The 15,790-nt window shown below is 58.1% G+C and carries 13 protein-coding genes; 7 read left to right on the top strand and 6 right to left on the bottom strand.

From position 1 onward, the window contains the following. Positions 1 to 50: 50 nt before the first annotated feature. The 5 genes from MHM85_RS07865 to MHM85_RS07845 form a co-directional block, all read right to left on the bottom strand. A complete protein-coding gene (locus MHM85_RS07865) occupies positions 51 to 893 on the bottom strand; it encodes a carbohydrate ABC transporter permease (RefSeq protein ID WP_239285629.1) in 843 nt (280 codons plus the stop codon). Next, positions 890 to 1,774 carry a sugar ABC transporter permease gene (locus MHM85_RS07860; RefSeq protein WP_239285627.1) on the bottom strand — a complete coding sequence of 295 codons (885 nt, stop codon included), beginning with the start codon at positions 1,772 to 1,774 and terminating at the stop codon, positions 890 to 892. The genes MHM85_RS07865 and MHM85_RS07860 overlap by 4 nt, the downstream gene beginning before the upstream one ends. A 63-nt stretch (positions 1,775 to 1,837) precedes the next feature. Further along, positions 1,838 to 3,118, bottom strand: coding sequence for an ABC transporter substrate-binding protein (locus MHM85_RS07855; RefSeq protein WP_239285625.1), 1,281 nt, complete (start codon positions 3,116 to 3,118; stop codon positions 1,838 to 1,840). 44 nt (positions 3,119 to 3,162) lie between these two features. Beyond that, complete coding sequence (locus MHM85_RS07850; RefSeq protein ID WP_239285623.1) at positions 3,163 to 4,293, bottom strand: ABC transporter ATP-binding protein; 1,131 nt, start codon at positions 4,291 to 4,293, stop codon at positions 3,163 to 3,165. Positions 4,294 to 4,397: 104 nt separating this feature from the next. Beyond that, positions 4,398 to 5,816, bottom strand: a complete 1,419-nt coding sequence (locus tag MHM85_RS07845; protein ID WP_239285621.1) for a sigma 54-interacting transcriptional regulator — start codon at positions 5,814 to 5,816, stop codon at positions 4,398 to 4,400. A 246-nt stretch (positions 5,817 to 6,062) separates the two neighbouring features. Between MHM85_RS07845 and speB the strand changes: the two genes are divergently transcribed. The 6 genes from speB (at position 6,063) to MHM85_RS07815 (ending at position 13,704) form a co-directional block, all read left to right on the top strand. Next, entirely contained in the window at positions 6,063 to 7,013 is a 951-nt protein-coding gene (gene speB, locus MHM85_RS07840) for an agmatinase (protein WP_239285619.1), read from the top strand. A 135-nt stretch (positions 7,014 to 7,148) separates the two neighbouring features. Next, a complete protein-coding gene (locus tag MHM85_RS07835) occupies positions 7,149 to 8,531 on the top strand; it encodes a YjiH family protein (RefSeq protein WP_239285617.1) in 1,383 nt (460 codons plus the stop codon). A 10-nt stretch (positions 8,532 to 8,541) separates the two neighbouring features. Then, on the top strand, positions 8,542 to 10,161 hold the full coding sequence (locus MHM85_RS07830) for a 5-guanidino-2-oxopentanoate decarboxylase (RefSeq protein ID WP_239285615.1): 1,620 nt from the start codon (positions 8,542 to 8,544) through the stop codon (positions 10,159 to 10,161). Between the two features lie 13 nt (positions 10,162 to 10,174). After that, complete coding sequence (locus MHM85_RS07825) at positions 10,175 to 11,485, top strand: cytosine permease (protein ID WP_239285613.1); 1,311 nt, start codon at positions 10,175 to 10,177, stop codon at positions 11,483 to 11,485. Continuing rightward, complete coding sequence (locus MHM85_RS07820; protein WP_239285611.1) at positions 11,482 to 12,216, top strand: MBL fold metallo-hydrolase; 735 nt, start codon at positions 11,482 to 11,484, stop codon at positions 12,214 to 12,216. Before MHM85_RS07825 ends, MHM85_RS07820 begins: the two co-directional genes overlap by 4 nt. A gap of 30 nt (positions 12,217 to 12,246) precedes the next feature. Beyond that, on the top strand, positions 12,247 to 13,704 hold the full coding sequence (locus MHM85_RS07815) for an aldehyde dehydrogenase family protein (RefSeq protein ID WP_239285749.1): 1,458 nt from the start codon (positions 12,247 to 12,249) through the stop codon (positions 13,702 to 13,704). 16 nt (positions 13,705 to 13,720) lie between these two features. On the opposite strand, the gene MHM85_RS07810 is transcribed toward MHM85_RS07815, so the two are convergent. Beyond that, the gene (locus MHM85_RS07810) at positions 13,721 to 14,494 is read right to left on the bottom strand and encodes an SDR family NAD(P)-dependent oxidoreductase (protein WP_239285609.1); all 774 of its coding nucleotides are present in this window, start codon (positions 14,492 to 14,494) and stop codon (positions 13,721 to 13,723) included. A gap of 256 nt (positions 14,495 to 14,750) precedes the next feature. On the opposite strand from MHM85_RS07810, the gene MHM85_RS07805 reads away from it, so the two are divergent. Further along, positions 14,751 to 15,731: a TRAP transporter substrate-binding protein gene (locus tag MHM85_RS07805; protein WP_139525758.1), complete on the top strand. Its 981-nt coding sequence runs from the start codon at positions 14,751 to 14,753 to the stop codon at positions 15,729 to 15,731. Positions 15,732 to 15,790: the final 59 nt, after the last annotated feature.

Here is a 15,790-nt window from a genome sequence, read left to right as displayed (position 1 = left end):
TGTCGTGTGCGTGAAGGAGAATTGTCGCACGAAAACTCGAGTGAGTTGGGTTAGCGAATCCCCGCACGTAAAAACGACTGCACGAACTGGCGCTGGAACAGCAGAAACGCTACCAGCAGCGGCGCAATACTCAGCAGCGTGGCAGCGCTGACGGTGGCCCAGTTGACGCCGGTTTCTGGCGCGGAGAACACGCCCAATCCTACCGTCAGCGGGCGGCTCTCCACCGAGTTGGTCGCCACCAGCGGCCACAAGAAGTTGTTCCAGTGGTGGCTGATCGACACCAGCCCGTAGGCCAGATAGGTGGGCTTGGCCAGCGGTACGTAGACCTTCCACAGGATGGCCAGCCAGCCGCAGCCCTCGATACGGGCGGCGTCCTCCAGCTCTCGGGGGATGGTCTTGAAGGTCTGGCGCAGCAGGAAAATGCCGAAGGCGCTGGCCACGTAGGGCAGGCCAATGCCGGTGATGGTATTGATTAGCCCCAGCTCGCTGGCAATACGGTAGTTCTCGACGATCAGCACTTCGGGAAACACGAACAGCTGAATCAGCACCAGCATGAACAGCAGGTTCTTGCCGGGGATCGGAAAGCGGGCAAAGGCAAAGGCGGCCAGCGTACAGACCACGAACTGGGCCAGTACCACGCCGGACACCAGCGCGAAGGTGTTCAGGTAGTAACGCGCAAAAGGGGCCTGGGCCCAGGCGTTCGTGAAGTTATCCAGCGTCAACGGCGCCAGCAGGTCGAAACGTACCATGTAGGCGGGCGGATGAATCGCGGCCCACACCGCGTAAAGCAGCGGAAAGATCCAGATCACTGCCAGCAGCCAGGCCGCCAGGGTTTCCAGGCTGGGCAGCGCCAGGGTGCGCCGTGGCGACACCAGAAAAAAGGAGGTACTCATTGGTAGTGCGTCCTGCGGTCCAGGATTGTGAACTTCAGCGTGGCCACCACCGCCAGTACCAGCAGAATGACCACGGTGATGGTGGCCGCCATGGTGCGGTCGAAGAAGGAGAACGCGTTCTCGTAGACGTAATAGAGCAGCAGGTTGGTGGCGTTATTGGGCCCGCCCTTGGTCAGAATGAACAGGTGGTCGACCACCCGCACCGCATTGATCAGCGCGTTGATCAGCACGAACAGCGTGGTGGGCATCAGTAGCGGAAAGGTGACCCGCCAAAAAAAGCTCCAGCGGTCCGTCCCTTCAAGGTCGGCAGCCTCTTTTAACTCGGGTGGGATGCTCTGCAGCGCCGCGAGATAGAAAATCATAAAAAAGCCGGCTTCTTTCCACACCGACATGACGATGACCGAGCTTAACGCAACGCTTGGATCGCCTAGCCAGTTAACGCCGGAAAACCCCAGCGTACCGAGCACGCTGTTAAACAGCCCAATCTGCGGCGCATAAAAAAACATCCAGATATTGGCCACGGCGATCATGGGTAGAATCGTCGGCGTAAAGTAGGCCATACGTACAAAACCGCGCCCCGGCAGTTTGCCGTTGACGAATAGCGCCATGCCCAAGGCCAGCGCAATAGAGGTGGGAATGGTACCCAGTGCATAGAACAGATTATTGCGAGCTACCTGCCAAAACGTTGGGTCATCGAACAGCACCTGATAGTTCTCGATGCCTACGAATTCAGGGGGCGCACCGCGGAAGCCGGGTAAGAAAAGGCTGTTAATGACCGTAGAAACGGTCGGCAAATAGGCAAACGTTGTCAGCAGCACCGCAGCGGGTAGCAACAGAAGCGCGCCATAGAGCTGCATGTTGCGGTGGTCGTTGAATGACATAGAGCAGTACCAAACGTTGGAAAAGCCGGGGCATGCCCCGGCGAACAGTCATATGTCTGACGACTAGCGTGCGTAGCGGCGCAACACGCTGTCGGCTTCTTGCTGTGCTTGGCTAAGTGCTTCCTCTGGCGACATCTGTCCGGTCAGCGCCGCTTGTACAGCGTTATCCAAGGCGCGGCGAATGCGGCCTCCTTGGTAGGTGGAAAGCTCCGCCGTGCCGTGTTCCAGCTGGTCACGGGCGACCGCTGCGGGTGGAAACTCTGCCACATAGCGTTGTAGCGCGTCGGTTTCGTAAGCGGCGGGGCTGACGCCCATGTAGCCGGTTTCGATGGACCAGGCGGCGGCACGCTCGGGGGCGGTCATCCAGCGGATGAAGGTCATCGCTGCGCGCTGCTCCTCTTCACTGGCATCTTCGAAGATGTAGAAGTTGCCGCCACCGGTGGGGCTGCCGCGCTGGGTCTTCATGGGCAGCATGGCGACGCCAAATTCGAAATTGGCCTCGTTGCGAACGGCGGTCAGGTTACCCGTGGTGTGCCACATCATGGCGGTGGACTGCTCTAGGAAGTTCTGGCGCAGGGTGCCCCACTCGATGGTGCCGCTAGGCATGGCATCGTGCTCGGTAGCCAGCGACACCCAGTATTCGAGAGCTTCGATGGCGGCCGGGTCGTCAAAATAGACCTTGGTGCCATCGTCGTTCATCAGGCGATGGCCGTTCTGGAAGGCGAACGCCTGGAACATCCAGTAGGGATAGCCGGTGGACGGCACCATCACGCCCCACTGTTCTCCGTTCGAGGCTTCGCGCACGGCAGCCGCCATCTCGGCCATCTCTTCCCAATTTTCCGGCGGCGTTTCCGGGTCCAGGCCAGCGGCTGCAAAGGCGTTCTTGTTCCAGAACAGCACGATGGTGGAGCGCTGGAAGGGGATACCGTAGGTCTTGCCATCCAACTGACCGTTCTCCATCAGCCCGGGGTAGAAGCTATCCAGCCACGCTTGCTCTTCCTCGGTGTCGATGAGGTCATCGAAGGCCACGATGGCGTTCTGCTCGATCAGCTCGTACAGGTCGATGGAGAACAGCACCGAGAGCTGAGGCGTATCGCCCGCTTCCATGGCGGACATGGCGCGCACGCGAGTGTCGTCGTAGTTGCCTGCGTAGATGGCTTCTACGTTGATATCCGGGTGTTCGCTTTCGAACTCGTCCACCAAGTTGTCAACGACCTCGGTCAGTGCGCCACCTACGGAAACAGGGTAGTACATCGTCAAGTCGACACTGTTAGCGCTGGCGTGACCGGCACCTAACAGTGCTGCGGCGATGGCTGTCATTGCAAAAGAGAACTGAGAACGCATGAGAGACTCCACAAGTGTTTGTGATGTTGTCAGGATGAGAGCGGTCAGTGTTGGAAAGAGCCCACGGCGGGCGGGCGCGGTACGCTTCGATGCGAAGCGGGTAAGGCAAGAGGCGCTAACGCTTGCTGACGCAGACCCTGTTGATCAAACAAATGGGCGCTATCTGGCGTCCAGTAGAGTTTGCAGGGCTTACCCGAGAGCGCTTGCTTACCGCTAAGGCGAACGCGCACGGTGTGATTGCCGACGGCGACATGGGCAATCGTGTCGGCACCTAAGTACTCATCACTGAGTACCTGGGCCGGAATGCCTGCCTCGGATGCTGGGCGCAGTTCGATATCTTCAGGGCGCACGCCCAGCTGCCCCCCGGCGGCCTCCATGGGAGCCACTGGGGTCGAGGGTTCGCCCTCGATAACGGCCCCCTGGTCACCTTGCACTAGAGGCAAAAGGTTCATGGCCGGGCTGCCAATAAAGCTGGCAGCAAAAGCGCTGGCGGGCTGGTTATAAAGCTCGTCGGGTGTGCCGTCCTGCACGATATGTCCCTGTTGCATCAAGATCACACGGTCTCCCATACTCATGGCCTCCACCTGATCGTGAGTGACGTAAACCACCGTCATATCGAGTCGTGATTGCAGGGCTTTGATCTCCCTGCGCATATCGCTGCGCAGCCGCGCATCTAGGTTGGACAGCGGCTCATCCATCAAACAGATGGGGTGCTCTGAGATAATCGCTCGCGCCAGCGCCACCCGCTGACGCTGGCCGCCGGAAAGCTGGGCCGGTTTGCGGTGCAGGTAATCCGTCAGGTCCACCAGTTCGGCCACCTGGGCCAGGCGCTGCTGCCGTTCTGCCTTCGCTACCTTCCGGCTGCGCAGGCCAAAGACGATGTTGTCGGCCACGCTCAAATGCGGAAATAGCGCATAGGACTGAAACACCATGCTCAGCCCACGGTCGCCAGGTGGCAGGCGTGTCACATCGCGCTCACCAATATGAATCTCCCCTCTGCTGGCTTCTTCCAAACCTGCGATCATGCGCAGCGTGGTGGATTTTCCACAGCCTGACGGCCCCAGCAGGATGACGAACTGCCCAGGCTGAATGTCGAAGGAAATGTCGTTGACTGCCGTGGTCGCGCCCCAGTGCTTGGAGACGCTTTGAAGGCGTATTTGCGGCTGTTGTGACATAGCACCTCCAAGATTGGCCGTGGGCTTATCGGTCAATCATGTGATGGAGGTGTTGCGGTTGAATGACGCTCGTGTGGCAGGGGTGTGACGTATGGGGCTAAGCATCAACGAGAGATGTTAATGCCGTAACGCTGCAACCGGCGTACGACGCTGGACTGGCTGATACCCAGCCGCTTGGCGATGGCGTAGGTGCTGGGCAGCGTGTGACACAACGTTCGTAGCGCGTCCCGCTCTAACCGCTCTAGGTACTCTTTCAAGCTTTCGCCTGAGGCGAGCGATGCCGCGATAGGTGAAGCAGATACATTCGCCAAGCGATGGGTATGCTGTTCGGTATAGGCCTGCGTTGCAGGCACTTCAATTTGATCGGTGGGGCTTGAAAGCCAGGCTCTCTCAAGCCAGTTTTCCAGCTCCCTGACATTACCCGGCCAGTCGCTGCCCATGAGGGTCGACCATACGTGATTACCGAGAATTTTCTGCCGCCCATAGCGCTGGTTCAGCCGTTGTAAGCATGCTTCCACCAAGTCAGGAATATCTTCACGTCGGTCGCGCAGCGGTGGCAGAGTGACCGGGATGACGTTGAGGCGGTAGTAAAGGTCGAGGCGGAAACGCCCCGCTTCCACCTGTTTGCCCAAATTCTGATTGGTCGCGACCACCAAGCGAAAATCGACCCGGCGGGAGCGCGTATCCCCAAGGCGCGTCAGGCTGCCATCCTGGATGACTTTCAACAGCTTGGTTTGCATTAACAACGGCAGCTCGCCGATTTCATCCAGAAACAGTGTGCCCCCTTCGGCCTGTTCCAGCAGCCCCGCTTTGCCTTGCCGGGCTGCACCGCTAAACGCGCCGGGCTGGTAGCCGAACATCTCCGACTCAAACAGGTTGTCGGGAATTGATGCGCAGTTGACCTCGATGAAAGGGCCTCGATGGCGCGCGCTCCAGCGGTGTAGCTGCTTGGCAAAGGCTGTCTTGCCCACACCGGACTCCCCGAGCATCAGTACGTTGGCATCCGATGGCGCGACTCGCTTTAGCAGCAGGGCAATTTCGCGCATCACATGGCTTCTGACTTGTAGGTTATCCAGTGCGTCATCCAACGCCTGCTCTTCGGCATCGGGCGCGGCTTGGCTGCGCTTCAAGTGTTCGCTAAAGCGTTTTTGCAGCAGGGCGTATTCGTCCTGAAGCAGTTGAAGGTCGGTTAAGTCCCGTGAGCGGCTGATGATGCGCTCTAGCTTGCCGTTGACGAACACCGGGTAGGCTTCTGCGATGACGCGGCGGCCCGTGCCGGTGATTTGCATTAGCTGAGCGGGCTGGCGAGTGCGCATCACTTCCAGGGTGATGGAAGGTTTCAAAACGCCGGCCGCCTGCAGCTGTTGAACGTTGCTGGAGAGCAGCTCTTCCCGCGATACGCCGTACACCGCCTCGGCACCGGGGCTTATATCCAAGATTTGACCGTCGCCACGGACAATAAAGAAGTGGTCATTCGCGGTTTCCACAATGGTTTGCAGTACGCGCCTGTCGATTTCACTCATGCGTCCCTCCTTTGTCTACCGCCGCCGCTTTTATAGCGTTGGATGAACAGAGTGATGCAAAGATGACTCGTTGATTCATTTTTGCATCATTTAATCGGCTAATCGATTCATTTTTGCATCGATAAAGCAAGAAACCTACCTATTTATCAGCGCGGGTAACTTGGCATGGTCTGTGCAGTACCTGTGTATGAGCTAGATAAATCGCTAGGCCGTCAGGCTAGCCACAATAAATCCAAGGAGAGAACGATGTCGGAATTCAATCAGCCGCTGGGCGGCAACACCATGCCGCGCTTTGCAGGCCCTGCCACCATGATGCGCCTGCCCACACAAGAGAGTGCCGAAGGGCTGGATGCAGCGTTTATCGGCATTCCCATGGATATCGGTACATCGAACCGCCCCGGTACGCGCCTAGGACCCCGCCAGATTCGTGACGAGTCGCGCATGTTGCGTCCTTATAACATGGCAACAGGCGCTGCGCCGTTCGAGCACCTTCAGGTTGCCGACATCGGTGATGTGCCCATCAACACCTTTCATCTACCGAAAAGTGTCGACATCATCACCGCTTTTTACGATGACGTACTGAAGCACGGCTGCATTCCGCTGACGCTGGGCGGCGAGCATACGCTGACGCTACCAATCTTGCGTTCTATGGCGAAAAGACACGGCCCGGTGGGGCTGATTCATATCGATGCCCACGCGGATGTGAATGAGCACATGTTTGGCGAGCCCATTGCGCACGGCACGCCGTTCCGTCGTGCCCAGGAAGAAGGCTTGCTGGCTCATGGCAAAGTCGTGCAGATCGGCCTGCGCGGCACCGGCTACGCCCCCGAAGATTTCGACTGGTGCCGTGAGCAAGGCTTTCGCGTGGTGCCTGCCGAGGAGTGCTGGCATCGCTCGCTCACTCCGCTCATGGCGGGGGTGCGTGAACTGATGGGGGATACCCCGGTGTATATCAGTTTTGATATCGACGGATTGGACCCTTCCGTTGCCCCTGGCACCGGCACCGTGGAGATGGGCGGGCTGACCTCTGCCCAAGGCTTGGAAATCGTGCGGGGCGCTGCGGGCTTGAATATCGTCGGTGGTGATCTAGTGGAAGTGTCGCCGCCTTACGACCCCAGCGGCAATACAGCACTCATGGGGGCCACGCTGCTGTATGAAATGCTCTGTGTCTTGCCGGGCGTTAAACGTAATACCTAACCCCAACACGCACGGATTCATGAAAACGCGCTGACCTAACAAGGCGCAGATGACAATACTTGAGAAGGGACGCCTCGCTTCCCTTCCGGACGCCGCCAGCCCACCTCCAATAATCACACTCAAAAGGTGAATCGTATGTCTCATTCTCAAGCGAAGTCGGCAGAACCGACATCGACGGCCCCCATCCCTAGCCGAGATTTACTGAAGTTTCTGATCCCTTCCATCATTGGGGTAATGCTGTTTTTGGTGCCTTTCCAAATAGGTGATTCGATCAATATTGGCATGGGGATCATGGCAGATGGGCTGCAATCTCTGTTGGAGGGCGCCTTACCCGCTATCGCGTTATTCGTATTGTGCCTGTCAGTCGTCGTGACGCTCTACGTTAAAGTCACCCAACCTGCCTGGGCGAAAAGTGGGCCTTTCCACGATATGTTCAATGTGGGCGCGATTTGGATAGCCATGCGGGTCATGGGTGCCGTTTTTGTCATCATGACCTTTTTCCAGTTTGGGCCTGAGTTCGTCACTGCGTCTTTTACCGGCGGTGTCATGCTCAATGACTTAGCCCCCGTGTTGCTGACCTTTTTCTTCTTTGCTGCCGTATTGCTACCATTTCTGGTCGAATTCGGTTTCATGGAGTTCATTGGCACCATGGTACGCAAACCGTTTCGCATCATTTTCAACTTACCTGGGCGAAGCGCCATCGATGCGACTGCCTCTTGGATGGGGTCGGGAACGGTGGGCGTGCTGATTACTGCCCAACAGTACGAGCAGGGCTACTACAATGGCCGCGAAGCCTCGGTGATTGCAACGAACTTCTCTGTCGCGTCCATCGCTTTTAGTCTGTTAGTAGTCAATTTCGTCAATCTCAATCACCTATTCGTGCCGTTCTACTTTACCGTCGTGGTGTCGGGCTTAATTGCTGCGGTGGTTGTCTCACGGATTCCGCCGCTGTCGCGTAAATCCGATGACTACTACGAGCCGGTCGGCTGCCAGTTAAGCGAGGAGCGCACCGAAAACGTGGGCCTGTTCCGCTACAGCCTGTTGCAGGCCACCCGCCGCGCAGCGGGCGCACCAGGGCCAAAAGAACTAGCACGGTTGGCGCTGCTCAACGTCATCGATATCTTTCTGACGCTGCTGCCACTAGTGTTTGCGATTGGCACCGTGGCGCTGATTTTGGCCGAGTTCACGCCGCTATTTACCTGGCTCTCTTACCCCATGGTGCCGGTGCTGGAACTGTTGCGTCTTCCCGAAGCCCAGGCGGCCGCCCCTGCCACGCTGGTAGGATTCGCGGACATGTTCCTGCCTGCCGTGCTGGCCACCAACATCGATAGCGAGCTGACCCGCTTCGTGATTGCCTGCCTTTCCATGACCCAGCTGGTCTACATGTCGGAGATCGGTGCGCTGCTGCTCAAGTCGAAGATTCCCATCAGGTTCTGGGAGCTGGCCGTGGTGTTTCTGCTACGTACGGCCATTACGCTGCCGATCATTGCCTTCATGGCCCATACGTTTTTCTTCTAAGAGGTCATGTATGAACGAGTCAACGACGATGACCTGCGCCGACCTGTTGATCCGCCTGCTGCGCGATACCTACGGCGTGCGGGCCCTGTTTGGCATTCCTGGCGTACACACAGTGGAGCTTTATCGCGGCCTGGAAGACAGTGGTGTGCAGCACGTCACCCCACGCCACGAGCAGGGGGCGGGGTTCATGGCCGACGGCTATGCCCGTGCCAGCGGTCAGCCTGGGGTATGCTTGATCATCACCGGGCCGGGGATGACCAATATAGCCACCGCCATGGGCCAAGCCCTGGCGGACTCCATCCCTATGCTGGTGATCTCCAGCGTTAACCGACGCGATACCTTGGGTTTAGGTCAGGGGCGGCTGCACGAACTGCCCAGCCAGCAGCAGATGATCAGCGGCGTGGCGCGCTTTAGCCACACGTTGCTGGATGCCAGCACACTGCCGGAAGTACTGGCCCGTGCCTTTGCCGTGTTCAGTAGTGCTCGCCCAGGCCCGGTACATATCGAAATCCCCATCGATCTGTTCAATGCACCCGTACGCGTGCCGATTAGTGGGCAAGCCCCAACGCTGTATCGCGCGGCCCCGGACCCAGAGGGGGTGGCCGAGGCGGCTCGGCTACTCAAGGCGGCGAAGCAGCCTCTGGTGCTGTTGGGCGGTGGTTGTGTGTCAGCGCCGGAAGCCGCACGAGCACTGGTAGAGCAGTTGGATGCGCCTACGGTGACAACCATCAACGCCAAGGGGCTGTTGGGTCGTGATCACCCGCTGGACTTAGGAGCCAATGCCGCGCTGCCCGCCGTGAGGGCACTAGCCGCTAAGGCGGATGTGATTCTGGCGGTAGGGACCGAGTTGGGTGAAACCGACTATGACGTCGTCTTTGACGACGGTTTTCACCTCAACGGCGCGCTGATTCGTATCGACGTTGATCCCGAGCAGCTGGTGCGCAATCAGCGCACCACGCTTGGTTTAGTGGGCGATGCCGGGCGCAGTTTGGAGCTTCTGCTAACGCATTTTTCTGAGCCGCTGAAGCGTCAGGGCGGCGAGCGGACCGCCACTGCTCTGAACGCTTTAGATTTGGCCAACGATCCCGCGTTTAGCGATTTTGTCCCGCTCTATAAAACGCTGGCCGACCACTTACCTGATGCCATTCTAGTGGGCGACTCCACCGCCCCGGTATACGCCGGAAACCACCTCGTCAGCCAGCCTGCGCCGCGGCGCTATTTCAATGCATCCACCGGTTACGGCACCCTGGGCTATGGGTTGCCTGCGGCATTAGGGGCGCAGCTAGCCCGGCCAGATCTACCCGTAGTGGCGCTGGTGGGAGACGGCGGGGTGATGTTTACGCTCTCGGAACTCGCCACCGCCGTGGAAGCCCGCCTGCCCGTGGTCATCGTGCTATGGCACAACGCCGGTTATGAAGAGATCCGCCGCTATATGGATGCCAACGGTGTGGCCCGCCTAGGTGTGGATATTCAAGCACCTAACTTCCTGACTCTGGCTGAAGGCTTTGGCTGCCCCGGCATGCTGGTAGAGAGCCCAGCTGAGCTTTCCCAGGCACTCGCCAACCGCGTTCCCACCGGGCCGCTACTGATCGAAATTGACGCCGCTGCCTGGCAAAAGAGCTTGCTCTAAACAGGAGATAACAATGAAAACTAAACGTGTTTTTGGTCAAGATACGCTGTCGGCTGACGATGTGGAGCATAGCTTGGGCTTGCCCGGTACTTTTGCGCTTTGGCTAGGTGCGAATGTCGTGGTCACCACCATATTGACCGGTATGTTCTTAGTGCCGGATCTCACCTTTCAGCACGCGATGTGGCTGATTTTGATAGGCTCAGCGATCGGTATTATTCCGCTAGTGCTAATCGGTGTCATGGGGCAGCAAACCGGTATGACCACCATGGTGCTAGCGCGAGGTACGTTTGGTCGCAAGGGCGCTAACTTCCCCGCCTGGGTAAATTTATTAGCCCTGATTGCTTGGAGTTGGATTCAGGCGCTGCTAGCGGGTATGAGTCTTGATTATGCCGTCGAGAGCCTGACGGGCTACTCCAACGTAGCGCTCTTTACAGTTATTTGTGAGACGCTGGTCGTCCTGATTGCTCTACGCGGTCATTTAGGGATCGAGAAAGTTGAGAAGATAGCGGCGCTACTGATGTTGGGGTTATCCGCCGTGGTGCTCTTCGCGCTCAATCGGCATTACGACCTGCCTAGCATTACCCAGTTGGAACCCGAGGGAGTATTGGGTGGCGGCGTGGTGTTCGATATTGTCGTCGCTACAGCCTTCTCGTGGATTCCCTTGGCGGCCGATTACAACCGCCATTGCCGTTCGCTCAAAGCCGCCGTTGTGGGCACTTGGGGCGGCTATGTGGTCGCTACACTTATTGCCATGGGGTTAGGCGCTACCGTATCAGCGCTGTCGATCAGTATTGGTAGAGAACCCACCTATGACCCGACGGCTCTGCTCAGCGGTTTTGGTTTTGGCTTACCGGCTGCATTGGTTATTTTCTTTTCAGTGCTCACCACCAACGTTATGTGTGTCTACAGCGCGACGCTTTCATTTATGAGCGTGCGTCCTACCGTGCCGTTTTGGAAACCAGCGCTAATCATTGGTGTGGTTTCGGTCATCGGTGCGCTCATTCCGGGCATCCTTGATCAATTCCAGACCTTTCTATTAATTATCGGCAGTGTCTTTATTCCCGCCTTTTCACTCATGATCGTCGATTACTACCTATTGGGCCGGGAGCGCTATACACCGTCACAGCTCATCCAAGCTGAGCATAACCTGCCAGCCTTTAACTGGCTGGCACTGGGAAGTTATGGCGTAGGCGCATTGCTGGCCTATTACTGGAATTGGGTGGCTCCTCTCTCGTTTGGTGCATCGCTGCCCGTGTTCGTCATCACTGGCGCGCTCTATTTTGTGGTGAGTAAATCGGTGGTTGGAAAGCGGGTGGCTGTATGAGTCTGCAACGTATCAGCGAAAAACAGTGGTATCGAACCACCGCCAAGGCAAACGGCATCACTCTAATTGATGAACCGTGGATCAAACCGTTTTATCGCTGCAACATCTGGCATGTTCAGGGCAGTCAGCGCGGTATGGTCGTCGATTTTGGTCTGGGCGCGGTGCCGTTGCGTGAACAGGTGGCGCTGTTGAGTGAGCGGGATCTTCTAGCAGTCGCCAGTCATACCCATTTCGATCATATCGGTGCGGCTCATGAATTTGGTTGCTGTCATGTTCATGCGTCAGAAGCGGATATTCTTACCTCACCTGATAACACGCGAACACTAGCGGATCAGTTTCTTAGTGACGATATGTTCGAGGCGCTGCCTCCCCAGCCCTATTCCCATGATCGCTACCGTATTAAGGCACCGCAAATGGTTGCCTCGCTAGAAGATGGCGAGATATTGGATTTGGGTAACCGGCAGTGGGAGGTGATTCATACACCGGGCCACTCACCTGGCGGTATCGCGCTGTGGGAAGCGAACACCCAAACGCTCATCTCTGGTGATCTCATTTACGACGGCCCGCTCATCGAAGATCTATGGCACAGCGACCTCGCCGACTATGCCGTTAGTATGCGTCGGTTACGCCAGTTGCCGGTTCGTACTGTTCATGGGGGGCATTTTCCCAGCTTTAGCGGCCAGCACTTACGCCAACTCATTGATGATTGGCTTCGCCAACACGAGCTTTAAGGAGCTTTGATCGTGTCTACGACATCTAAAATGGAGCAAGCTTCTCTGCTAGATAAGCAGTTCATCAACAACCAGTGGGTTGCATCGAAGGGCACCCGTTTGCTCGACGTGATGAATCCTTACCTCGAGGAGCGTATTGCCCAGGTCACAGCGGGAGATGCGTCAGATGTCGATCTTGCCGTAAACGCCGCTCAACAGGCTCAACCTGAATGGCAAGCGTTGGGAGGGGCCGCACGTGCCAACTACCTCGATGGATTTGCTGATGCACTGGCGTCTCGTCGAGAGGCATTGATCACCCTGTCGGCTACCAATAACGGTAAGCCTCTGGTGGAAGCAGGTGTTGATCTGGACGATGCGATTGCCTGCTATCGCTACTACGCCAAGCAAGCCAAAGCGCTGGATGCCCGGCAAGGGGAACGGGTCAATGTCGACATGGGCGGCGTTGAAGCACGCACGTATCACGACCCTGTCGGCGTCGTGGGGCTGATCGCACCCTGGAACTTCCCGTTAGTGACCAGTGCCTGGAAGCTGGCGCCTGCCTTGGCTGCAGGCTGTACTGCCGTGCTCAAACCGTCGGAAGTGACGCCACTGCCTGAACGGGTGCTGGCGGAGATCGCGCTGGAAATCGGCTTGCCCGCAGGGGTGTTGAATCTGCTCAATGGTGACGGTGAGGGCATCGGTGCGCCGCTGACGAACCACCCTGGCGTGGATAAAATCTCCTTTACCGGCAGTAACCGCGTGGGCGAGGCCGTCATGCAGGCTGCCAGTACCCGCACCGCGAGCGTATCGCTGGAGCTGGGCGGTAAATCGCCCATTGTAGTGATGGAAGACGCAGACCCTGCCCAAGCCGCTGACTGGGTGATGGCCGGTATCTACTTCAACGCTGGGCAGATCTGCTCAGCCACGTCGCGTCTATTGGTACACGAAGACATTGCCGAAGCACTTTATGCGGCGCTTGCCGAACGGATGGATGCGCTGACACTGGGCGACCCGCTTGCCGAAGGTACCGACTTAGGGCCGTTGACCAGCGCCAAGCAGCGCGATGCGGTAAAGCGTTATCTGGATATTGCCGAGCAGGAAGGCCTCACGGTAGTGCGCGATGGGCGGCACCGCACGCTACCCGCGCAAGGCTATTTTCTAGCACCCACACTTTACCGGGATGTGCCGGTAGAGAGCCGTTTGTGGAAAGAAGAGATCTTCGGCCCCGTGCTTTGCGGCCATAGCGTGACCAGCGATGCCGAAGCCATTCGGCTTGCCAATGCCAGTGACTTTGGCCTCGCCGCCACGGTGATCAGTGGTGATCCGGAACGCGCCAAGCGCATTGGCCGCCAGTTGAGGGCAGGCAGTATTTGGTACAACAGCGAGCAGCTCGTACTGCCCGAAACCGCCTGGGGCGGCTTCAAGCGTAGCGGCATTGGCCGCGAGTTGGGGCCTTGGGGACTGAGTGCCTACCTAGAGGTGAAGCATGTGGTTGGCCCAGCGACGTAATGCGCCGAGCCAACACTCACGTCTGATTGCGCAAAATGGTCGGTGCTGACCACTGCTGACACACGGGCATGACTTCCAGGCGGGTGATGTTGACGTGGGCAGGCAGGGAGGCCACATGCAGCGCCTGCGTGGCCACGTCTTCCGGCTGGAGCGGTTGAGCACCTTCGTAGTAGCGGTCGGCGACGCTCTGGTCGCCCTTCATGCGCACCAGGGTGAACTCGCTGGCCGTCATGCCGGGGGCCAGGTCCGTGACGCGAATGCCCAGCGGGCCCACGTCACAGCGTAGGTTATAGCTGAACTGCTCCACGAAAGCCTTGGTGGCACCGTATACATGGCCGCCCGGGTAGGGCGTATTGGCGGCAATGGAGCCCAGGTTGATGATCGTGGCCCCTAAGGGAGAAGCGCACAGATGCGGCAGCAAGTGTTTGGTGACGTTGACCAGCCCTTTGATGTTGGTATCGATCATACGGTGCCAGTCATCCAGTGATGCTTGCGGTGCCGGATCCTTGCCCAGCGCCAGCCCGGCATTGTTGATCAGCGTGCGCACCCGCTGAAAAGGCTCGGGCAAGGCCACCACGACGCTGGCCACCGCTTTGGCGTCGCTGACGTCCAGCGCCGCCGTATGAGTCGGCACTTGTTTTTCAAAGGTCGCCTGTAGCTGCTCTAGACGTTCCTGGCGCCGGCCTGTCAAAACGAGTGCCCAGCCTGCCTGGGCAAAGAGGTGAGCGCACGCGAGCCCAATGCCGGACGTCGCACCGGTGATGAACACGACCTGCTTGGTTTCGTGCATGGAGAATACTCCCACAGTGACTTGTTATTGAACTGCTCGGGAAAGCGTCATTGGGTGACGAATCCGAGCGCTTGAGTATCCATCTTTAGTCGCACTCTTTTGCCGCATCTTTGAAAAGGCGCCATTCTCTGGGCGATTGCAGCCATCGTCATTGACGAAGCCTGCCTTCTCGAACGCCGATTTGAGCACCTTGGCGGCTTGTTTCAAGATCGAGCCAGCATCACACCCAATAACGACAACCATAGAGAGCCTTCCCATGCGGAAACACCTGCTTGCCACGCTGGCGACCTTAGGCATGTTGACGACAGCCCCGTTCGCGCTGGCCAACCCCATTGAGATTCAAGTCAATAACACCATGAGCGAGGGTGGTTCCGAAAGTGCCGCCGTAGAGCGCTTCGCTGAGTATTTGGAAGAGAAAGCGCCCGGTCGCTTTGACGTGCGGCCTTTCCTAGCCGGTTCGCTAGGCGGCGAAAACGCCGTGCTGGAACTGCTCAACTTGGGTCAAACCCAGCTCTCCATCACCGGCGGTAACTGGCGCCAGCAGTATGCGCCTGAATATGACGCCATTACGGTTCCTTTCGTATTCACCACTTGGGAGGACGTGGATGCCTACATGGAGAGTCCCTCCGGCCAAGCGCTGGTGGAGCAAGCCGAAAGCCAGGGCGGCTTGAAGTATTTTGGTTTGCAGCACCGCGGGCCCCGCCATATGACGGCGAATAAAGAGATCCACACGCCGGACGATCTGGAGGGTTTCCGCCTGCGCCTACCGTCGCTGCCAGTATGGCTGGAAGTGTGGGAAGAGATCGGTGCTCAGGTCGTCAACGTGCCCGCGCCCGAAATTTATCTTGCCATGCAGACCGGTCAGGTCGATGGTCATGAGAACTCGCTCTCCTCCCCCTACACTCGCCGTCTCTGGGAAGTACAGGACTACCTGATCATGACCAGCCACGTACAATTCCCGTGGAGCTGGGTGGCCAGTTCACGCTGGTGGGACGGCCTCGAAGCCGAGGACCAAGCGCTGATCGAAGAAGCGATCGACGTGGCCCGTCAATACGGTTCAGAGCAAGAGCGCGAACTCGACGAGTTCTATCTCGAGGCCCTTCAAGAGGAAGGCATGACCGTGATCGAGCCAGACGTTACGCCTTTCCGTGAAGCCGCGTTACCGGCCATTGACCGCGTCATGGCGGATATGGCCGACGGTGTTCGTGAAGACGCGCTGGGTCATCAAGACCCGTAACACACGTAGCACAGCGCTCGCGACGGCCCCTTGGGTCGTCGCTGTTTTAGACGTCAGGT

It is taken from the genome of Halomonas sp. McD50-4 (assembly GCF_022348135.1).
Taxonomy (GTDB): Bacteria; Pseudomonadota; Gammaproteobacteria; order Pseudomonadales; family Halomonadaceae; genus Vreelandella; species Vreelandella piezotolerans.
Note: the sequence above shows the minus strand (reverse complement) of the source record. Positions and strands in the feature narration are given on the sequence as shown.